Genomic DNA, 21,220 nt, shown 5'->3' with positions numbered 1-21,220 from the left:
TTGTATTTAATCATAACTGCATTATTGATTTTTATTATTACGCTCATTTTTGTTATTTGGCAGCCTCGAAATCTTTCGATTGGATGGTCTGCATGTGCCGGGGCAATCATTGCATTGTTACTTGGTGTCGTTGACTTTACGGATGTGCTCGATGTCACGGGCATTGTTTGGAATGCAACACTTGCTTTCGTTGCAATTATTATCATCTCGCTGATATTAGATGAAATCGGATTTTTTGAATGGTCTGCCTTACATATGGCGCGGTTAGCGAAGGGGAGCGGGCTGCGCATGTTCGTTTATGTGAGCCTTCTTGGTGCAATCGTAGCGGCGTTGTTCGCGAATGATGGCGCGGCGTTAATCTTGACGCCGATTGTATTGGCGATGGTTCGAAATTTGAACTTCAGCGATAAAATGATCTTTCCATTCATCATTGCGAGTGGATTTATCGCAGATACGACTTCGTTGCCATTAGTTGTGAGTAACTTAGTTAATATTGTTTCAGCCGATTATTTCGGCATCGGTTTTGCTGAATATGCCTCGCGGATGATTGTTCCGAACTTATTTTCATTAGTCGCAAGTATTATCGTCTTGTATTTGTTTTTCAGAAAGAGTATCCCTGGAAAATATGAAGTGGCTAATTTGAAGCAGCCGAAAGATGCAATAAAAGATCACAAAATGTTTCGGCTATCTTGGGGAGTGCTCGGTATTTTGCTCGTTGGCTATTTCTCGAGTGAGTTTATTGGACTACCCGTATCGTTTATCGCTGGAATTGTAGCGATTTTCTTTTTAGGCATGGCGAAGCGAAGCCCCGCTGTTCAAACGAAACAAGTGTTAAAAGGGGCTCCGTGGGCAATCGTCTTCTTCTCAATCGGCATGTATGTCGTCGTATATGGATTGAAAAATGCCGGGTTGACGAGTGTCCTAGCAAAAGTTATTCAACTGGCAGCTGACCAAGGCCTCTTTGTAGCGACGGTTTCAATGGGCTTCATTGCAGCATTTTTATCGTCCATCATGAACAATATGCCAACAGTTATGATTGATGCACTCGCAATTGCGGAAACGAACACGACTGGACCAATACGTGAAGCGCTCATCTATGCCAACGTTATCGGGTCAGATTTAGGACCTAAAATTACTCCAATCGGTTCACTCGCAACGTTGCTATGGTTGCATGTCCTTTCGCAAAAAGGTGTAAAGATTGGCTGGGGAACGTACTTTAAAGTTGGAATTATTTTGACGATCCCTACACTTTTCATCACGCTTGTCGGATTGTACGTTTGGTTATTAATTATTTAATTAAGGAAAAGGAAGTGTGAATCATGGAGAAAAAGAAGACTCTTTATTTCCTCTGTACAGGTAACTCTTGTCGTAGCCAAATGGCTGAAGGATGGGGAACGAAAATCCTCGGTGATGAATGGATTGTGAAAAGCGCAGGCATTGAAGCGCACGGAGTCAATCCGAACGCAATAAAAGCGATGAATGAAATCGGGATCGATATTTCTACTCAAACGTCAGACCTCATTGATATGGATGTACTGAACAATGCTGATTTTGTCGTCACACTTTGCGGAGATGCCGCGGACAAATGTCCGATGACCCCACCACATATTAAACGTGCTCACTGGGGATTCGATGACCCAGCAAAAGCGACGGGAACGGAAGAGGAAAAGTGGGCATTCTTCCAACGGGTACGAGATGAAATTGGTTTGAGAATAGAACGATTTAACGAAACAGGGGAATGAGCTTTGTTCGGTGCCTGTGCAGCACACTATTCAGTCAATACACTACAATTGCATAATGTAGTTGTTGAAAAGTTGGTATTTAAGCTTTTGTTATTCAATGAAGTGTATTTATATACATCGTATTGAATTGTCATAAATGTATGATGCACAGGCGGCCACACAATTCTGGCAATTCATCTTCTGAAATGATTACAAGTAAATGTTCTTTGAAACCGGATGTAATTGTAGAGGATACGCGCGTGTCGTCCCATTTGTGTGTGTTCATATAAATAAGGTTGAAGGCGTCGAAGTAATTCATTGTCGCAATGGCAACGATCGCCGTATAGGCGGTAACATTTATCGTGCGCTCTACACGCCGCGTCTACTTCATTAACAGGATCTCCTGGCCCGTTACAACGAGGACCACACCAGTTATATCCCGGAAAGACACAAAAGCGAAACCGTTTATTTTTTTCGGATGACAACGGAGTCACCTCCTTTTCGAGTTAAGTTACACAGTAAATAGTATTATATTTTATTCAACAATTTGTGGTAGCACATAAGCGTGAACCTACGAGAAATGACGAAAATCCCTTAATGCCATATTCATAGCATTAAGGGATTCTTTTGTTTGATTAATTCAATTGTAGATGTCAGTAAAACTCAGACTCTTAGCGAGCCGCGGAAACCTCTTGCAGCATAGTAGGAATCTGCGCCGTTGTGGTACATAAATACAGTGTCGTAGCGTCGATCACAGAAGATCGCCCCACCAAGTTTGCGGATATCGCCAGGTGTTTCCACCCAGCTCGACGTTTTCAAATCAAACTTGTCCAATTTTTGTAACGCTCGATATTGTTCTTCGGTTAACAATTCAATGCCCATGGCAGTTGCCATATCCATTGCGCTTGTTTCTGGTTTGTGTTTTTTTCTAGACTCCAGCGCTGCGCGGTCGTAACAAACACTTCTACGGCCCTTTGGACTTTCTGGAGAACAATCATAAAAAATGTATTCATCTTTCTTATTATCATAACCGACAACATCCGGTTCGCCGCCGGTATTTTCCATTTCATTGAGCGACCATAGCTTTTCAGTAGCAGCTTCAAGTTTTGCTTGGACGTTCACCCATTCAATGCCTTCATGGCGGTGCATGTTTTTCTCGAAACGGGCTTTCAATACTCCGATTAACTCCTCCCGTTGTTCATGTAACAACTCCATATTATTTGCGTTTGTCATGTTCGTCTCCTCCTTGCTTATTGTTCTTAGTATATACAAGAAAGCTATTAGTTAAAAACAATTGCTAGCTGATTTGCTCTTGGAATGCATATCAATATAAATAATAATATTGGTGGTATTTTAATTTTTATATAAAATATTTATTTTCATTGTACATTTTGTGTCTGTTGTATTGAGTTTTAATGAAGTTGTTATGAAGATGTTGTGAAGTGTATAAATACTAATTGTTTTTACTTTTTTATTATATTAAGATATGTTTTGAGAGCATAGATTACGAAATATTATTACACTGCACGCTGTTTCTTTTGTTTTAAAAAACAATAGAAAGGGGAAGTTCCATGAAAAGGAAATGGGCTTTACTTACATTAATGATCGGCGTTTTTGCGTTGTTAACAGGTTGCGAACCGCTAATGGTTCTGGATCCGAAAGGGCCTCAAGCTGAAACGACGGCCAAAGTTATTTGGATTTCAATTTGGACGATGGCCATTGTTGTTATCTCTGTTTTTGCTTTAATGATTTATGTCATTTATAAATACCAGGCTTCAAAACAGAGCGAGGATTATGAACCTCCGCATATCGAAGGGAATGCGATAGTCGAATCGATCATTGTCGGAATTCCGGTTATTATTATCATTTTTCTTTCGATCATCACAGTCAAATCGAATTATGAAGTTGAGGCGACGCCAAAAGGATATGAAGATCAGAAACCATTAGTTATCTACGCTTCTTCCTCAGACTGGAAATGGCATTTTAGTTATCCGGAAGAAAATATTGAAACGGTTAACTATTTATATATCCCGACGGATCGAGCATTGGAATTTAAAATTTACTCACACGGTCCAATCACAAGCTTCTGGATTCCTCAACTTGGGGGACAAAAATATGCGATGTCGGATATGATCACTACATTACATTTAGCAGCCGAGGTCCCTGGTGAATACATAGGAAGAAATGCGAACTTTAGCGGGAAAGGCTTCGCTGAACACATCTTCCACGTGGAGGCAATGTCAGCCGAGGAGTTCGATAAATGGGTGGAAGATGTAAAAGCGACAGCCGAGCCTCTAACAGAAGAGAAATTTACTGAATTACTGGAGCCGGGCCATCTTGGGCAAATGACGTTTAGTGGTACGCACTTGGAGTTTTTGCCGCCGCCTGAGGGTCACGATCATGGTTCAAGTCATTCAAACGAAGATGAGCACGATTCCAATGATGCTAATGATGACGAAGAGGCGGGTCATTAGAACAGTTTTAAAATTACTAGATTCGTATTTACTAACCATTTCTGTCATGAATAAATTCAGAAAGGAGTACGACAAATATGGATTACTTTGATCGATTTGCTATTCCTCATCCGAGTCCTGCAATTTACGCATCTATGGTTGCCATTGGCCTTACGGTAATTGTGATAATCGTAGGATTAACTTATTTTAAAAAATGGGGTTACTTATGGCGTGAATGGTTAACAACTGTTGACCATAAACGAATCGGTATTATGTATCTGATCTCCGCATTGCTTATGTTGTTCCGTGGCGGGGTCGATGCACTGATGATGCGGGCACAAACTGCTGTACCTGACAACAAATTATTAGATGCCCAACATTATAATGAAGTTTTCACGACCCACGGGGTTGTTATGATCATCTTTATGGCGATGCCATTTATTTATGCACTTATGAACTTAGTAGTGCCTTTACAAATTGGGGCAAGAGATGTAGCGTTTCCTCGATTGAACGCGCTTAGCTTCTGGTTGTTCTTTATGGGTGCGATGTTATTTAATATTTCATTCGTTGTCGGCGGTTCTCCTGACGCGGGTTGGACTTCGTATTTCCCGCTTGCTGGAAATGACTTCAGTCAATCGGTAGGAACGAACTACTATCTCATGTCGATTCAAATTGCCGGTTTTGGTACGTTGATTTCGGGCATTAACTTCATTACGACGATTTTTAGAATGAGAGCTCCTGGTATGACATTAATGAAAATGCCAATGTTCACATGGACAGCACTTATTACGAATGCGATTGTCGTTTTCGCATTCCCAGTCCTGACAGTGACACTTTTGTTGGGGACGATGGATCGTCTATTTGGTGCCCATATCTTCTCGATGACAAATGGCGGGATGGATATGCTGTGGGCGAACTTATTCTGGGTGTGGGGACATCCTGAAGTGTATATCCTCATATTGCCTGCCTTCGGTGTATATAGTGAGGTCGTTTCTACTTTCTCACGACGTAACCTGTATGGCTACAATACGATGGTCGCTTCAATTGTCATAATTTCATTCCTATCATTCTTTGTTTGGGCGCACCATTTCTTTACGATGGGGCAAGGGCCATTAAGCAATAGTATTTTCTCTATAACGACGATGGCGATTGCCATTCCTACCGGTATCAAAATCTTTAACTGGTTATTGACGATGTGGAAAGGTCGAATCGAGTTTACGGTTCCGATGCTCTACGCAATCGGGTTCATTCCAATCTTCACAATTGGTGGGGTGACCGGGGTCATGCTCGGTATGGCGAGTGCCGATTATCAGTACCATAATACGATGTTCTTAGTTGCGCACTTCCACTATACAATTATCCCTGGTGTCGTCTTCGCGATGCTTGCAGGTCTTACGTACTGGTGGCCAAAAATGTTTGGCTTCATGCTTAATGAACGGATTGGAAAATGGGCATTCTGGTTTATCGCAGTCAGCTTCAACGTCACATTTTTCCCGATGTTCTTCTCTGGGTTGGATGGGCAAGCACGTCGGATGTATACATATTCTGAAGCAACAGGATTTGGCTTATTGAATATGATTTCTTTCATAGGGGCGGTTGGTCTAGCAATTGGCTTTGCGATCATCGTCTATAACGTCTATTATAGTACGCGTTATTCACCGCGAAATATCGGTCCCGATCCGTGGAATGCTCGTACACTTGAATGGGCGACACAAACGCCTGTTCAATACTATAACTTTGCGCGGACGCCACATGTAGAATCAATTGAAGCGTTTTGGGACTATAAGAAAAAGGGAGTACCTTTATTTAAAGGGGAAATTGAAAAGATTCATATGCCGAACAACAGCGGAGTGCCGTTTATTATGAGTAGTATCTTCTTCGTCTGGGGCTTCTCGTTCGTATTCAGCATGTGGATTCCGGCGATCATTACGACAATTGGATTCTTTGCCTGCATGGCTCACCGTTCATTTGAAAAAGACGATGGATATTACATTCCTGTTCAAGAAATTGAGGAAATAGAAAAAGAGGGCGAGGTGTTCGTGAATGAAAAACGATAACGCGCTTCCACTCGAATATAGTACGGATCAGAATAAGATGAATATACTCGGTTTTTGGGTTTTCCTCGGAGCTGAAGTGATGTTGTTTGCGACTCTGTTTGCAACGTATTTCACATTGGAACATCGTACAGGGAACGGACCGACCGGAGCGGAGATTTTTGAAATTGCACCAGTTCTCATTGAGACCATTTTGCTATTAACGAGCAGCTTTACGATTGGTCTTGGCGTTCATGCAATGCGAATCGGTAGAAAAAATGCGATGATAACATTTTTCTCGATTACATTGCTTCTCGGCCTCGCATTTTTAGGTGTGGAAATTTATGAGTTCGTACATTACGCTCAAATTGGAGCAGGCCTTCAGGTGAGTGCTTTCACGGGAGTTCTTTTAACAACGTTAGGTACGCACGGAGCGCACGTTACATTCGGTCTCTTCTGGGGCTTGTTCATCATTATGCAAGTGAAAAAACGTGGTATTACGCCAGAAACGGCTAACAAATCATTCATCTTCTCGCTTTACTGGCATTTCTTAGATGTCGTCTGGATCTTTATCTTCAGCTTCGTCTACTTGAAAGGAATGATGTGAAATGAGCGAATTATTTCCACGTAAACAAGTGATGGGATTTGTCTTTTCGTTAGTTCTTACTGCAGCGGCACTGACTGTCTACTTCATGGAGCTATCTTTTGCAGTAGGAATGACGATACTATTAGCGACGGCATTCATACAAGCGGCTGTTCAGCTAGTCGGCTTTATGCATCCTGGTGAGTCAGAAGATAAAATGGCGATTTACGCAAATATTTATTACGGAGTTGCTATCGCGCTCGTCACCGTCTTCGGAACGTTACTAATATTAGTTTGGGATATGAAATAGTACAGCAAAGGAGCGCCTTTATGGACGCTCCTTTTTTAATGAAAGCCACGCTTATCTACCTTCTCCAACATTTCCTCAGTTGCAACAAAGAATACCCCCATTATGAAAATGAAAATAGCTCCCATTACAGTACCAATTCCGATGCCTGTTATTGCACTGTAATCGCTTACAAAGAAACCGTACAAGAAAATGGAGATTCCAATCGCTAGCACTGTAAGACCGACAACCTTAACGGAATTCAACATCTTTAACCTAGCTTCCATTGATAACCACCCCTTTTCTCTATTATTCAACTTGTTCACAAAATTGTCAAACTTTTTTAGAGTTATCTTCAAGGGTGATAAATGCATAATAACAATGAGATTACGCAAAATAACATGAATCTGAGAAGAAGGGAGGGTTTTGTTTGAAGCATAAAAAAACTATTTTCACCTTTGCATCAGTCCTTTTATCAGCAGGATTATTGTTCGGATGCAATGGTGTTGATGAAGACGAACCGGATCCAACAGAAGAACCGTCAGAACAAAGACAACAGAATAATAATCAATAAAACGTGATTATACGGCACTCATTTATTGAGTGCTTTTTTGTTCTTAACATATAACATATAAATATCATTGAGGTTGAGTTTTGGAAAAAATTATTGCTGATATTCAGTAGAAAAACACAAAAAAAACAGTCCCTAGGCATCCGGCCTAATAGGACTGTTTTTGGAGAAGGTTGTTGTTCCGACAACCTTCCTACGGGTTTGGCACCCAATGATTCCGACTGGGCTCGAACCAGCGACCTCTACCCTGTCAATTTTGTATCCCTTTAACAAACTGGTTAAGGAGAGTTAGTTGAGTTTATTGAAATCCGATTTAATAGCGATTAAGCGATATGAAGAATTAATTCAGTAAATCAAATTCGGTGTGTTTTGCAAGATAAAAGTGCAGAAGAATGCAAAGAAAAATACACAAGCTTGCCAGCCTTCGATTTAGTTTATTTTTGTCGTGATAAAGCGTTGGTCACCCTAAAACTATCTCCCGTAAAATTCAATATATGGGCATGATGGATCACTCGATCGACTAAAGCGGCAGTCAATCTAGAGTCGCTAAACACGCGGTTCCATTGACTAAATTCCAGATTGGAAGTGATGATCAAACTTTTTTGTTCGTACCAGTCAGAGATGAGTTGGAAAAGGAGCTCTGCTCCCTCCTTGTTAAAAGGAACATAACCCATCTCATCCAATATGATCAGATCAACACTTTTAAAACGACTTCTGAACTGTACCAACTTTCCCTCTTGCCATGCTTTCTCTAACGCCTCAGCCAAGTCTGACACCCTATAAAAACGGACCTCTAGTCCTTGCTTACAGGCCTCGTAACCAAGACCCGTTGCTAAATGAGTCTTGCCTGTGCCAGGAGCACCGGTTAAAATCACATTTTCTTTGCGCCCGATAAAATTCAGTGTACAAAGTTCGTGCGAATCAATGTGAGAAGGAAAATGGATCTTCTCATTCCATTGAAACGATGAAAGTGACTTCTTCTGTAGAAACTTCGCCTTTTTTATTAATCGTTCAGCCTTCGTTTCTTCCCGTAGCTGTAGCTCTTTCCGAAATAAATCTTCCAGAAATTGAACTGAATTCTCATAAGCTATATCCGAATAAATATCATTGACGTGGGCTAGTCGCAAGACCTTGCACATTGTTTTCAAATCCGCCGTCACTGTATCTCACCTTCAATCTTTGGGCCAACCTGAAGTTGATCATATTTATTCCAATCAACATCATAAGGGTGTGCTACCGGCTCTTTTAAAGAGTCCGATTGTCCATTTATTAGCTCATAGAACTCCTCATTAATTTCATTCATGTCGTGGGTGGCTAGTAGCGCTAGAATCCAGTTTAGACGCTCTTTGCGAATCATTAGATTCGAGATATTTATGTATTCATATATACGGCCTGGTAGATAGGCTGAAAAACGAGAATAGATTGCTGCTCGCGGCTTGCTTAACCATGATGTTAAGATAGCTTTCCATGGAATCTCACGATTCTTATGCATATAAGGTCGATGATCCTCATACAAGATTTCTCCGTGAGGAGATAGTACCTTGAATCGATCCCAATACTTTATGACAGACAGACTTGGATAGTTATAAGCTTTCGGTACATATACTTTCACTTTATCCAAAGTGATTTCTCCATACTTGTTCGCTTTCGCTTTTTCTTCTTTGAAGACTGGATAATCTTCTTCAGGTAACGCTAAGAGATATTGATGTTCTTCCTCAAGTAGTTCTTGTAACGGAACTTGCTTTTTATAATGAACGCGCTCCCGATCCACAGTTAGCTGCTGTTCAAGTATCTTTGTTAAGTGTTCCAAGTCTTCTATGACGGGCGCTGGAGTTATAAAGTTATATCGAACGTACCCAACTTTATTTTCCACATTTCCTTTTTCATTTCCTGAATACGGATTACATGCTTGAGGTTCGAAGCCATAATGATTGGCAAATTGCAGGAATTCATCTGTGAAAACAGCCTCTTCATTTCGGTTCCTTGGTTTAACGACAGCCGTCTTCATGTTGTCAATACGAATCTTCCTCGGTATGCCCCCTAGTTGATTGAATATCCTTTTCATCCCATGTAATAGGCACTCTTGATTTTCTCCTGGTAATGGAATGGCGTAAGCGCTGTTGCTGAAGGGGAGGGACATGACTAAACAATGAACGTCTCTATATTTCCCATCCTGTACGGCTTGCATTAATCCAAAATCCAATTGCGCTTCAGCAGGTGGATGAATTAGTCTCTCGAAGTTTTTATCTTTTGTTTCATCTTCAATATCTTCCCTTCCTTCACGCCAGTCCTTAATGAAATATGAAACGGTCCTGTAGGACCCCTTGAACCCTAGCTTTTGTAAGTCAGAAAAGATTCCTTTGTTTGTCCTTCTGTCCTTCTTCTTTAGTTTTTGATCCTCCCAAAGCCAATCTCCAACAATTTCTCCCCACTTTTCCGTGTACATCATTCCGGATTTTTTTCTTTCCTTTTCTTTCGGCAGTTGATCACCATCTGCGTACTTTTTAGCCGTTCTCCAATTGATTCCTAAAGTCTTTGATATGTGATTTATAGAAAATGATTTCTGATTCCTCATCAGTTTGATACAATTAATTTCAGGCATTGTCAGCATTTCCTTTCAACCTCCACTGCATTTGATTCGACACCAATACAGTAGAGAGATTTTGGAAGGCTGGCAAGCCTTTTTTTATTGAAACTTCAGTTGCAACGTTATGTACTTTTTCTTTTCAAAACTATGTACTTCTATTTTGCACTACACATTCGGTACAGAAAATTAATTATGCGGACAAATTGCAGACAAAAAGGTAATCAGGTGGTCTGTATTACTTTCGTAATTGTAACAGCATATAACAGAACATATTAATAATTGTTTAGTGCTGAAAAAGAAATCAAGTAGTGCAAGTAAATAGGTAGTTACAACATTTGTATTAGGTTGGATTAATAGCCTTGCAAGGCAAGTTCCGAATAGTGCTGATAATCCGGATATCAAGTTATTCAAAAAATCAGTTGTTGCGGATAATTTAGAATGAACTGCCTTTGTATAACAGAACCATTGAGATGAAATCCTTTATCATTGTTTTTGGGGAATTAAAGCACGATTGTCTGTCGGACATTTGTTGGAAAGTAGCGAGCGCCATTGAAGGCATACTAACAGAATGCAACCGCCACGGAACAACTAAATAAGAATTGAAACGAGACATCGAAGCCAGTATCCAGTATTACAACAAACGAATCAAACAGAGATTGGCTAGAATGAGTCCGGTTTAATACAATCTTCACACCAGCCAATTGGCTGTATAATACAAAAATCTAACTTTTAGTGGTCACATCGGATAGGCAAATAGATTATTTATCAAGACCCATTTTCTTGGCCACGTCCACAAAATTAACAAATTGTTCAGGGTTACTGAACATTTGAGGAAGAAGAATTTCCATCATTTTATTTTGTGGATCTGTTGTTGTCTTTTGGATTTGTTGCATTGCAAGATCAACCGCTGTAGCAGCTACTTCATCATTCTTATGCTGTATGAGTCCTTTCAATTCTACAATCTCATCTTGTATTTTTAACAAGTGCGGAACTAAATTTACTTGTTGAGTTTCTGTATGATGATTTTCCGTTGAGTCCTCTTTAGAAAAATCGAACGATTGGATTGTTTCTCTTAGGCGATTCTTAGCTTTTTCAGCCTTTTGTAAATCGTTTGTAGCATAGGTGATGGTTCGTAAACTTGCTAAATCAAACGGTATTTCCGTTCCTTCTACCATGATTGGAATAAGTGGCTTTTTAAGAGCGTGACGGTAGCCCATTTCGTAAAAGGCATTTGGATTATGCTCAGACATATCAGCAATAACCAGGTCAGCATCAGTCAGATGTTGATAGATAGTATTATCAATCCTATCAACCCCAAATAATTTATCGACACGAGTGACTGTAAATCCGAGTTCCTTGCAAATCGGCTCAATGATGAAATCTAATACAGTATCGGAGTTCTTTCGGGTATCCGAACCATCCTTACCAATTGGGCAAACGATAAAACAAGTTTTCATGTGTAAAACCTCCTCAAAATAAAATTGAAAATGCAAGTTTATGTTAATGGTAGCACTTTATGTATGGGTAATCAACGGGAGTTAGACTTCCATCTAGAATCGCCGTGAGATTAACTAGTGATGAATATATTGACACCAAGGTAAACTTGACCAGCAAAGGATAGCAATTCTAAAGGAGCAGAATTGCTCATAATAGTAAATGAAAAATAGTCCACCTGGCCAACTATAGGACAACATTTGATTGCAACACTACATGAAGGGAAAGGAATGTGGAAAGTTGCAGATTGGCTAGGATTGAAGCAATGGTCTGTTCAACGGTACATCGAGCCGCAAGGGAAAAGTTAAAGAGAGAGTAGAAGAAAAAGCTTCAGGCTGACTACATTATTAAATAAAGTTTCGAAATTATTTTACTCAACTTATATTGTAAATTTAGGGCAGTGAATCGCTCAATTAATATGAGTCGGTAACGATTTGTTGATGCCGTGGATATAATTGATGTTAAAGTTTGCGGCAAACAATATCTATATCCTTTCTGAACGTGGTTAGGCGCCGATAAGAAATTCGGTTTAATAGATAGCGATGGGAATACCATCGAAAAATCTTCTGTGATTGGTTTTACAGTCGGTGACGAGTCTGTGATCCATGTCGGTAGCAGGCTTGATTTTACACGAAACAGGATTAACTGATGTGTTCTATGAGTACACAAAAATGGTCATATCGAAAATCTCGATTGATCTATCCCTATTGTTAATCGAATGGTGAACGACAGGAAAAATCACTACAGGGAAAAGTAAAGTCATTTTGATACGCTGCCAATCTGGCAAACCATTAGCAACCTTCGTAGGTGACAATGTCTCCTATTTTGAAACGGACATTGACAAATCAACGGGTGTTTTAATAGACGGCCATTATAGGCTGGGGCTGTCCTGCCTAGAATAAATCGAACGGGGTAACACTAAGAGACTTAAAAATTGCATATAGATTCCAAAAACATTCTAAAAGTTGATATAATGGAACTACCTGAGACGTGCGTCATAGTGCTTAGTGAAAGGAGAGCTAAGATGGCTAAACTTCCTCGGCATGCCGATACGACGATCAAGACGTATAAAGGTAAAGTGACTCGTGTTAATTTCGATGAGGGGGTTGAGTTTTGAAAGAAAAAGAACTTGAAACAGACGAAAAAATTAGAGTCGCAAACTTGTATTCAGATTTAGGTTTGGAATATGTTAAGTTTGAGAGGGAGAGAAAACGAGAAATCGAGATCAGGGCGGGTGTTTCGCTGGCTTTAATCGGTGTGCTAATCACGTTGATATTAAACCTACTGGATTTCTCTTATTGGAAAAACGCAAGTAATATTATAGAAGTTGTTGGATACTTAACAATTACAGTTTTGTTGTGCATACCTCTAATTACAATTTTGAAATCCTTACATTATTTACTTAAAGTGATTTTGACTAAAGGTTATAATGGGGTCAATATTCCTGCTATAACCGACAAAATTTTAGAGGAGTCTCTGTTAAAGACACAAAGAAATATTTTTAAGTCTCATCAGGATTATATAAAGCAAAATAGAAGCCTTAATCAAGAGAAAGCTCTCGACTTTAACAACGGAGTAAGATGGTTGAAATATACATTAATAAGCTTGGTAATTGTGTTTGTAGTATTTTCAATAATAAAATCTGTACTTTCATAATTCATTTTAATAGGAGTGGACAAAGTGAAAAAACAAAAAGAAGAAAATCGAGATGTTCAAAACGATCAAGACGAGGGCATTACAGCTGAAGGTTTACCGATGCAAAGTCTGAACGAAGGATACAATCCACTGAACTGGTATACGAATGAGGAGATAGAAGATAAGTAGGACCGGAACTTAAAAATAAATAGTCCCCGCCAGTCAACTGGAGGACAACCTTGATTACAGCGTAATGCTATATCATTGTTGTCCTCTTTTTTATTTCACAAAAGGAAGTGAGGTGATGAGGACATCGCAAGATCAATTGATCGAAAAAGAGATCTCTCGTCCGCGTACATATCGTGGAGCTGAAAAAAAGGGCTGTTTTTCAAAAGCAGTACATTACAAGCATGGACATAATTCCAGACATAACTGAGCAGTTGGAAGAGGGCCATAAACACTTGTATATTAGCAAAGAAGAGCTAATGATTTTAGCCGATATCTTTGCGTCCATGTCACATCATGAAAGGCGATGCTATGTCTTCATGAAGGATAGGGAATGAGCACGGGTAGGATTGCGAATGAATTGGGGTTGAAGAAACGGATCGTGCAACAGTACATTTAGCGGGCGAGGAGCAAAGTTAAAGAAAAGTAGATAAGGAAGCGTCGTAATGCGGTGTGAAGAGTGTATGCAATACTTGGTGAGTTGCCCTAATTGTTATAGCGAATCATTCTGTTCTAGTTGCGGTAAAACTGAAAGGGAGATTGAAAAAGAACAGGAAGACGATGAATAAATGGTCTTTGACGTACGAAGTCTATATTAGTAGAGGGGGAGAATAATAGAGGGGGTGCGTTCGAGCGACCATACCCCTCCACAAGCCTCGATACATACGAATAATTACCTTGGTGATTTCCTCCTATTCTGATAACATTGTCATGGGGAGGTGTAAATATGAAATGGCTATGGACTTGGGGAGGCAAGTGTTTCGGATATAGGGATGGCGACAACCTGTGGACACATGAAGGAAAACATGTTGGAAAGTTTTATGACAAAGAAGTATATGGCAAGAATGGTAATTATCTTGGGGAAATCAGAAATGACAGGCTAATAACGGACCAAAATAGAAGACATTTTAGAAAAAGCTCGTTTACTCCTTATGGAGATAGGGTGGCTTATGTTAAGCTTGTAGATTATACCGGAAATGTGATGTATGTAGGTTATACAGATTTTCCGAGCGTGGAAAGCTTCAATTGATAGCAAACTTCTGGGAATACTTTGCCATAGAAAAACTGCACCTCCAATTATTAGATTATGTTCAACAATTGGGGTGCAGTTCGAAAATCAGAGCGTTTTTACTTGTTTTTTATATAGCTATTTCACTGTTGAAATATATGCTGGTTAACCTGTTATTTTACGTTGTTAATTGCGCTTTTCTCCCCATCAACCGAACCCGTTATAGGATTTTAATGATCTTTTTTGTTCCAATCCTTTCCCCAACCAGAGGTCCCACATTGAGTACACACATAATCTCCTGTGCTTGTACCTAAATAATATTCTTTAACGACGTTAGGGTGATTACAAGGCTTGTCTCCCCATGATATCCTCAAATCTTTAGCTTCTTCTAGTTGCAAAACAAATCAACTCCCTTACATGTATATTTATAACATGATTCGACATAAGAAGAAAAAATCCTTTATTATCTATTGTTCGAATATCTTTGGTGTTATTTCTTATGCGGCTCACATAGGGATTTCAACTTTTTTGGCGAATAACGTCTAAGAAGGGGGTGAGAATAATGAATGAGGGAATTTTTGTGTTACAAAATATTGTTGAACGTATTCGCAATTCTTTTCACGGAGCAGATTCTGCAGTTGATATCTTAGTTAACTCAAAGGAGTTTGCTAATGATGATAACAAATACGCTATAGCAGTTAGCCTTATGAATAATTCTGCTATATATATTTCCTTTGCTCAAAATTTTTATCAGCAAAACGAGATATTAAGTGGATTTGCAGAGATTGAGAATTATTTTAGAACATTCTTCGATTTGCAATTCGAATTAATGGAAGCTGTGAAAAATAAAGAAGATAACCTTTCGTGGTTTGTTTCTCGACATAGTATTTTTGTTCAGGCGAAGAAAGAGATTGAAAGCTTGATTAATAGAGAAAACGAAAATTACAAACTGATTAGAGAACAACATAAAAAGAATGCAGAGGATTTTAAGCAAAACGCTCATAAATTATTCACGAAAAGGTAAATGAAATTTAATTGAAGCACCTTCGGGGTGCTTTTTCTATTTCTAAAATAAAAGGAGCGGCTGTGATGGTTTGCAGTGCTTGGGATGAATGATAGTGGAGAGGGCTTATGCCTCCTCCACTTCTTTTATTTCATATTGTTCAGTTTTCGAGCAAGCTACTAGCTTTATCTTTCATTATTCCGGTTTCGATCTCCAAGGCTTCAATAATATAATCAGAATTCGTTTTCTAATAAAATTTACATCGCCCTCAAAGAGTTTTACAGACATCGTAAAGTTATCAAACATTTTATGTGCGAAATCAGGACTTATCTTTAGAATATAGTTTATTCAACCGGCTTGATCTCTTCCATATATCCTTTAATATCACTTTCTGACATTTCCCCCGTAATAATTCTTACAATCTTACCTTCCGGGTTGATTAGAAAAGTGGTAGGCAACGGTTTAACATTATATGTTTGCATAACGCTTTTCGTCTCATCAATTAATGTAGGAAAAACCATGCCATATTGATCCGCAAATGTACGTACCTTAAAATCTGATTCCGCAATATTGACTGCTAATATTTGTACTCCTTGGTCTTTATATACCTCATATTGTCGCCCCATTGCAGGCATTTCCTTTTTACATGGAGCACACCAAGTCCCCCAAAAGTTTAAAAAGACCCCTTGTCCTTTATACTCCGATAACCGATGTTCTTTCCCATCTAAATCAATAAGCGCAAAGTCTGGGGCATAATCCCCTACCTTTAACACATCATATTTTTCTTTTGCAAAACCAGTGTATATTGTAAAAATAATGGCTGCTGCTAGAAGTGATAATGTAAGTAATCTGAAAATAAAGCGATTCCTTTTTTTGTTGCTCAATGATACATGCTCCTTTCAATGTCTACAAAACACGGATCGTATGCTGAAATGTCCTATAATGATTACTATACTAAAGAACTTTGAAAAAGATATGCAGACACAAATAAGTCATGAATTCAAGGCTCCTCAGTGATTCCACCTTCGTCTGCATATCTTTTTGACAATTATTTTCTATACTAATTGCATAAGGAGAGGGGAACAAACTGTGAATAAAATTTCAAAAAAACTTGCTGCGTATTTTATCATCTCTTTCCTCGTCCTTGAAACGATGCTAATGATGTATTTGCACCAAAACATTGTTCATACAAGAATAGATGAAGAATATTTCCGCTTGTTAGCGACCGGTTCGAACCACCGAAATGTCTTAATAGACCATTATTCTGATGAGACACTCACGCACATTGTATTAATGGAGGCGGAAGGGGACAGGGGAGTTATCATTACCGGCAAGGAAGGTGATGTCATCCGAAGTTCAGATGAAAAATTGGAAGACATACTACCGTCGCTATCCACCTTACAAAATTCCCTGGTTCAAAATGACCGGATCGTAAAACCAGAATGGGAAGATTCCCCTTACATCATAAGCGCTCATCCATATAAAATCGATAAGAATAATTCAGGATATGTGTTGATGTTTCAGAGCACCGAACCAATTGAACGGCTAGTACGCAAACTGAATTTCCACTTCGGTTTAGCTGGAGGTGCAATAATCGTTATCCTGTTTGTCATCTATTCGATTTTGTCCAAATTTCTTACTCGGCCTTTGATTAAAATGAAGGAAGCGACGGAGAAATTAAGCGAAGGGAAATTCGATGTAAGCCTTCCAGTAGGGGGCAATGACGAGCTTGGCGAATTATCGATTGCAATTCGGAAACTAGCCAACGATTTGGAAAGAATGAAAAAGGAACGAAATGAGTTTCTTGCATCCATTTCTCATGAGTTAAGTACACCGCTAACCTATATGATTGGCTATTTGAAAGTGGCTATGAGACATGATTTATCCGAAGAAGAAAGAAATCACTATCTGATGATTATTGCTGAAGAATCTGATCGAATGAAAGATCTCGTGAAGAACTTGATGGACTTGGCGCAAATGGATGAAATGACATTCGTTGTTTCTAAGATGAATTTTTCAACCCGGAAATTTGCTGAAGATATTTATCGACTTGTCGAACCTTCTTTTGCATTAAAGAACGTAAATCTGGATTTGATATACAAAGAGGATTTTCAGATTCATGCAGATCCACTACGACTTGAACAGATTGTACTAAACCTATTGGATAATGCATTAAAATATTCAAATGTAAACACAACTGTAGAGTTTGAAATTTCCAAAGAACAAAATCGAACTGTTATAACAGTCACTGATGAAGGAATTGGAATCCCGGAAGAACAAATTGACATGATCTTTGAGAAGCTTTTTAGAATCGAGAAATCGCGTTCTAGATCGTTTGGTGGATCTGGTCTTGGACTCGCAATTGTAAAGGAATTGGTAGAAGCGCATGGAGGAACAATTGAAGTAAAAAGCGAGATGAGAAAAGGAAGTAAATTTATAGTGAAATTGTAATTCGGTAAGGAGTTGAACAAATGCAGACGATTTTGCTAATAGACGACGAGCAGAGGATGCTCGATTTACTTGAACTGTTTTTGGAACCTAAGGGGTTCACTTGTATAAAAACGAATAACGGAAAAAAAGGACTAGAAATAGTTAGGGAAGGAAAGGTTGATCTCGTTTTACTAGATGTAATGATGCCTGATATGGATGGTTGGGAAGTGTGCAAGAAAATACGGGAACAATCGACCGTTCCGATCATTATGCTCACTGCGAGGACGGACAAAGCAGACATTGTAAAAGGCCTTGAATTTGGGGCGGATGATTATATTACAAAGCCTTTTGATGAGAGGGAACTTGTGGCAAGAGTGAATGCATTACTACGCCGCACATCAAGCGAAATCATAGAAAACAGCAATACTGTGCATGGAGATTTCATGTTGAATCGGGATTCTTATTCATTGCATTATAAAAATTTGGAAGTGCAACTGACCCTGAAGGAATTTTATATTATTGAGGCGTTAATTACCCATCCGAAAAGGACATTTACACGGGAACAACTTTTACGTACAGCGTGGGACTATAACACATACACAGATATTCGGACAGTTGACTCACATATCCGTAACTTAAGAGAGAAACTAAAAGTTGCGGGTTTCCCTATCGATGAATTCCTGTTAACGGTGTGGGGAATCGGATATAAGTGGAATTAAAGGAGATAAAAATCGATGAAAAAAATAGCGAAATATATTGGAATGGCGGGTATAATCACGGTTTTGTCAGCATGTAATGCGCCTAAGGATAATTCCTTCGCTTTTATAGAAATGAAGAACAGTAAAATTGATCATCTACATGGTCTAGGTTATATCAATGGCGGTCCGCAAGTGATCATTTCGACACATGAAGGACTCTATGCCTATGACGAAGATGGTTGGAAAGAAGCGAATAGCGAAAAACATGATTATATGGGGTTCCAAGCAGTGCGTGAAGGCTTCTTTTCTAGCGGACATCCTGAAATAGGATCCAAACTTAAAAACCCGCTCGGTCTCGTAAAAAGCACAGATCGTGGTGCGAGTTTTGAAAAGTTGGCATTTTACGGTGAAATTGACTTTCACTATATGGCAGTCGGATATGAGTCAAATGCCATTTATGCATTGAATGAAATGCCGACGAAAGAAATGCCAGCGGGTCTTCATTATTCACTCGATGAGGGAGAATCATGGAAGGAAGCCTCAATGAATGGATTCAATTCCTCGTTCATCTCTAATTTAGCCGCACATCCTTCTCGCGAAGAATTAATAGCTATCGGTAGTAAAGATGGATTGTTTATCTCGCGGGACTACGGTGAAAACTTTGCTCCTTTTAATGAAGCGGAAATGATTACATATGCGACACTCAATGAAGCGGGTGGGTTGTATGCTAGTTACGAGAGAGACATTGTCAAGTTAACTTCGTTTGATTACGAAGAACAAAAAGAAATTGAAATTTCGCTTCCAAACGAAATCGCCCCAATCATTTTTATTGCGGTTAATCCTGATGATCAACAGGAGATTGTAATTGCTACATTTACGAATGGTATTTATAGGACAACAGACGAAGGGGTAAATTGGGAAACCCTTGCTAAAAATGGAGAATTACTAAATTAATTGTAGGGGTGGTGTTTCTCGATGTATGGATTTTTGTCGAAAATAAGTCAAATAATCATAGATCCTGTTACCGGCCTAATTAATTCTTACGCAGATTACCCACTTGTCGTTACATTATTGTTAGGAGTGATTGGCGCTGTTGCACCTTGTCAATTGACAGGGAATATGAGCGCTATCACTTTATACGGCAATCGTACTATTCAACTGAGGACAGATTGGCTTGAAATTTTTGCTTTTATTGCTGGAAAGGTTGCCGTTTTCAGCACATTTGGTATTTTGGCATGGGTGTTTGGTCAAACATTCGAATCAAAGATGACAGCGTACTTCCCTTTATTCCGTAAAGCCATCGGTCCTCTTATTGTGTTTACGGGGCTTGTTCTGATAGGTGTTTTGAAACTGAAGTTCTTTCAACGTTTAACTATGCATATACCGTTACGAATGCGGGAAGGGAAGGTAGGCTCCTTTCTTTTAGGTGCAAGTTTTTCACTTGCATTTTGTCCAACGATGTTTGTTCTGTTTTTCGTTTGGCTTATGCCGATGGTTTCGTCTACCTCGTATGGTTTTGTACTTCCCGCTGTCTTTGGAATCGCTACATCGTTCCCTATCATTCTACTGTTCCTAATTATATGGTTTTTTGAAGCTGACCGTCGAATTATGCGGAAAAGCGTGAGAGTCGGCCGTGTCATCCAACGAGTAGCAGGATTGTTGCTTGTGTTGATCGGATTATTTGATACGTTGACTTATTGGGGAATGTAATGACGAATCTAGTAAACTGCTTTTTTCTTAAAGGGGTGTTCGCATTTGTTCACTGATCTCAACTTATTTCTAGCATTCGGAGCCGGTATCCTTAACTTCATATCACCTTGTACTTTACCGCTTTATCCGGCGTTCATTTCTTATATTACAGGTATGTCACTAGATGAATTGAAGTCGGACAAATTAAAAATAAGAAAAAGCGGTATGATGCACACGATATTGTTCTTAATAGGTTTTTCAATCATTTTCATATTTCTTGGATATAGCTCTTCTTTCGTAGGAACTTTCTTTATTCAATACCAGGATTTGCTTCGACAAATTGGTTCCATTTTCATTATTATCTTTGGCTTGATAATCATTGGTCTGTTTAAACCTGAATTCCTGATGAAAGAGAAAAAACTTCATTTTAAAAACCGGCCAGCTGGTTATTTTGGTACGTTTCTTATCGGTCTCGCGTTTGCAGCCGGATGGACGCCATGTACCGGTCCAATTACAGGAGCTGTCTTCATGCTTGCTTCCCAAAATCCGGGTTCCGGCGTCTGGTATATGATCGCCTATGTTCTTGGATTCGCGATCCCGTTTTTCCTACTCTCAATTTTTGTTACTAGGGTTAAATGGATTCAAAAATATAGCCGAACCATTACAAAAGTTGGTGGTTATCTCATGATTGGACTAGGGATTCTACTGTTCTTTGATGGATTGACGTTTATCATTGCGTGGCTCAGTCCATTTTTTGGAGGATTCATGGGGTTTTAACACAAAATTAAAATCTTTTAAGGAGT

At 39.2% G+C, this 21,220-nt stretch carries 25 protein-coding genes; 18 read left to right on the top strand and 7 right to left on the bottom strand.

What is annotated here, in order from left to right:
* Together QM454_RS16165 and arsC are read left to right on the top strand one after the other, a co-directional pair.
* Entirely contained in the window at positions 1-1,296 is a 1,296-nt protein-coding gene (locus QM454_RS16165) for an arsenic transporter (protein ID WP_432359853.1), read from the top strand.
* 23 nt (positions 1,297-1,319) lie between these two features.
* Positions 1,320-1,742 (top strand): arsenate reductase (thioredoxin), encoded by a 423-nt coding sequence (gene arsC, locus QM454_RS16160; protein ID WP_432359851.1) that lies wholly within the window; start codon positions 1,320-1,322, stop codon positions 1,740-1,742.
* Positions 1,743-1,915: 173 nt separating this feature from the next.
* Here the strand turns inward: arsC and QM454_RS16155 are convergent, their stop codons facing one another.
* On the bottom strand, positions 1,916-2,215 hold the full coding sequence (locus tag QM454_RS16155; RefSeq protein WP_432359848.1) for a phospholipase: 300 nt from the start codon (positions 2,213-2,215) through the stop codon (positions 1,916-1,918).
* A gap of 169 nt (positions 2,216-2,384) precedes the next feature.
* Positions 2,385-2,954 (bottom strand): DUF4256 domain-containing protein, encoded by a 570-nt coding sequence (locus QM454_RS16150; protein ID WP_432359845.1) that lies wholly within the window; start codon positions 2,952-2,954, stop codon positions 2,385-2,387.
* 338 nt (positions 2,955-3,292) lie between these two features.
* Here QM454_RS16150 and qoxA point away from each other — a divergent pair, with 338 nt between their 5' ends.
* The 4 genes from qoxA to qoxD all read left to right on the top strand — a co-directional run bounded on the left by qoxA (position 3,293) and on the right by qoxD (position 7,100).
* On the top strand, positions 3,293-4,195 hold the full coding sequence (gene qoxA, locus QM454_RS16145; RefSeq protein WP_432359842.1) for a cytochrome aa3 quinol oxidase subunit II: 903 nt from the start codon (positions 3,293-3,295) through the stop codon (positions 4,193-4,195).
* A 77-nt stretch (positions 4,196-4,272) separates the two neighbouring features.
* Positions 4,273-6,231 (top strand): cytochrome aa3 quinol oxidase subunit I, encoded by a 1,959-nt coding sequence (qoxB, locus tag QM454_RS16140; protein WP_432359839.1) that lies wholly within the window; start codon positions 4,273-4,275, stop codon positions 6,229-6,231.
* Positions 6,218-6,814: a cytochrome aa3 quinol oxidase subunit III gene (gene qoxC, locus QM454_RS16135; RefSeq protein ID WP_432359836.1), complete on the top strand. Its 597-nt coding sequence runs from the start codon at positions 6,218-6,220 to the stop codon at positions 6,812-6,814. The genes qoxB and qoxC overlap by 14 nt, the downstream gene beginning before the upstream one ends.
* Position 6,815: 1 nt before the next feature.
* Complete coding sequence (gene qoxD, locus QM454_RS16130; RefSeq protein WP_432359833.1) at positions 6,816-7,100, top strand: cytochrome aa3 quinol oxidase subunit IV; 285 nt, start codon at positions 6,816-6,818, stop codon at positions 7,098-7,100.
* A gap of 35 nt (positions 7,101-7,135) precedes the next feature.
* Here the strand turns inward: qoxD and QM454_RS16125 are convergent, their stop codons facing one another.
* Positions 7,136-7,363, bottom strand: coding sequence for a hypothetical protein (locus QM454_RS16125; RefSeq protein WP_432359831.1), 228 nt, complete (start codon positions 7,361-7,363; stop codon positions 7,136-7,138).
* A 143-nt stretch (positions 7,364-7,506) separates the two neighbouring features.
* On the opposite strand from QM454_RS16125, the gene QM454_RS16120 reads away from it, so the two are divergent.
* Complete coding sequence (locus QM454_RS16120) at positions 7,507-7,650, top strand: hypothetical protein (protein ID WP_432359828.1); 144 nt, start codon at positions 7,507-7,509, stop codon at positions 7,648-7,650.
* 431 nt (positions 7,651-8,081) lie between these two features.
* Here the strand turns inward: QM454_RS16120 and istB are convergent, their stop codons facing one another.
* The 3 genes from istB to QM454_RS16105 form a co-directional block, all read right to left on the bottom strand.
* Positions 8,082-8,807 carry an IS21-like element helper ATPase IstB gene (gene istB, locus QM454_RS16115; protein ID WP_432358809.1) on the bottom strand — a complete coding sequence of 242 codons (726 nt, stop codon included), beginning with the start codon at positions 8,805-8,807 and terminating at the stop codon, positions 8,082-8,084.
* A complete protein-coding gene (istA, locus tag QM454_RS16110; protein ID WP_432358807.1) occupies positions 8,804-10,258 on the bottom strand; it encodes an IS21 family transposase in 1,455 nt (484 codons plus the stop codon). Before istA ends, istB begins: the two co-directional genes overlap by 4 nt.
* Before the next feature lie 734 nt (positions 10,259-10,992).
* Positions 10,993-11,691 carry a hypothetical protein gene (locus QM454_RS16105; RefSeq protein ID WP_432359825.1) on the bottom strand — a complete coding sequence of 233 codons (699 nt, stop codon included), beginning with the start codon at positions 11,689-11,691 and terminating at the stop codon, positions 10,993-10,995.
* Positions 11,692-12,492: 801 nt separating this feature from the next.
* Here QM454_RS16105 and QM454_RS16100 point away from each other — a divergent pair.
* The 6 genes from QM454_RS16100 to QM454_RS16075 all read left to right on the top strand — a co-directional run bounded on the left by QM454_RS16100 (position 12,493) and on the right by QM454_RS16075 (position 15,621).
* Positions 12,493-12,630 (top strand): DUF5052 family protein, encoded by a 138-nt coding sequence (locus QM454_RS16100; protein ID WP_432359822.1) that lies wholly within the window; start codon positions 12,493-12,495, stop codon positions 12,628-12,630.
* A 71-nt stretch (positions 12,631-12,701) separates the two neighbouring features.
* Entirely contained in the window at positions 12,702-12,845 is a 144-nt protein-coding gene (locus QM454_RS16095; RefSeq protein WP_432364062.1) for an XtrA/YqaO family protein, read from the top strand.
* Positions 12,842-13,384, top strand: coding sequence for a hypothetical protein (locus tag QM454_RS16090; RefSeq protein WP_432359820.1), 543 nt, complete (start codon positions 12,842-12,844; stop codon positions 13,382-13,384). The genes QM454_RS16095 and QM454_RS16090 overlap by 4 nt, the downstream gene beginning before the upstream one ends.
* 24 nt (positions 13,385-13,408) lie before the next feature.
* Positions 13,409-13,552, top strand: coding sequence for a hypothetical protein (locus tag QM454_RS16085; protein WP_432359817.1), 144 nt, complete (start codon positions 13,409-13,411; stop codon positions 13,550-13,552).
* Between the two features lie 763 nt (positions 13,553-14,315).
* A complete protein-coding gene (locus QM454_RS16080) occupies positions 14,316-14,618 on the top strand; it encodes a hypothetical protein (RefSeq protein ID WP_432359814.1) in 303 nt (100 codons plus the stop codon).
* 541 nt (positions 14,619-15,159) lie between these two features.
* The gene (locus QM454_RS16075) at positions 15,160-15,621 is read left to right on the top strand and encodes a hypothetical protein (RefSeq protein WP_432359811.1); all 462 of its coding nucleotides are present in this window, start codon (positions 15,160-15,162) and stop codon (positions 15,619-15,621) included.
* Positions 15,622-15,944: 323 nt separating this feature from the next.
* On the opposite strand, the gene resA is transcribed toward QM454_RS16075, so the two are convergent.
* Positions 15,945-16,484, bottom strand: coding sequence for a thiol-disulfide oxidoreductase ResA (gene resA, locus QM454_RS16070; RefSeq protein WP_432359808.1), 540 nt, complete (start codon positions 16,482-16,484; stop codon positions 15,945-15,947).
* A 205-nt stretch (positions 16,485-16,689) separates the two neighbouring features.
* Here resA and QM454_RS16065 point away from each other — a divergent pair, with 205 nt between their 5' ends.
* Genes QM454_RS16065 through QM454_RS16045 form a run of 5 tightly spaced genes read left to right on the top strand, consistent with a single transcriptional unit; the run spans position 16,690 to position 21,194 of the window.
* Positions 16,690-18,051 (top strand): ATP-binding protein, encoded by a 1,362-nt coding sequence (locus QM454_RS16065; RefSeq protein ID WP_432359805.1) that lies wholly within the window; start codon positions 16,690-16,692, stop codon positions 18,049-18,051.
* A 20-nt stretch (positions 18,052-18,071) separates the two neighbouring features.
* On the top strand, positions 18,072-18,749 hold the full coding sequence (locus QM454_RS16060) for a response regulator transcription factor (RefSeq protein ID WP_432359803.1): 678 nt from the start codon (positions 18,072-18,074) through the stop codon (positions 18,747-18,749).
* A 15-nt stretch (positions 18,750-18,764) separates the two neighbouring features.
* Entirely contained in the window at positions 18,765-19,682 is a 918-nt protein-coding gene (locus QM454_RS16055) for a F510_1955 family glycosylhydrolase (protein ID WP_432359800.1), read from the top strand.
* 21 nt (positions 19,683-19,703) lie between these two features.
* On the top strand, positions 19,704-20,438 hold the full coding sequence (locus QM454_RS16050; protein WP_432359797.1) for a sulfite exporter TauE/SafE family protein: 735 nt from the start codon (positions 19,704-19,706) through the stop codon (positions 20,436-20,438).
* A 45-nt stretch (positions 20,439-20,483) separates the two neighbouring features.
* Positions 20,484-21,194 carry a cytochrome c biogenesis protein CcdA gene (locus tag QM454_RS16045; protein ID WP_432359794.1) on the top strand — a complete coding sequence of 237 codons (711 nt, stop codon included), beginning with the start codon at positions 20,484-20,486 and terminating at the stop codon, positions 21,192-21,194.
* Positions 21,195-21,220: the final 26 nt, after the last annotated feature.

Source organism: Sporosarcina sp. UB5 (assembly GCF_050859005.1).
Taxonomy (GTDB): Bacteria; Bacillota; Bacilli; order Bacillales_A; family Planococcaceae; genus Sporosarcina.
The sequence above is the reverse complement of the archived record's forward strand: the minus strand, read 5'-3'. Positions and strand labels throughout refer to the sequence as shown.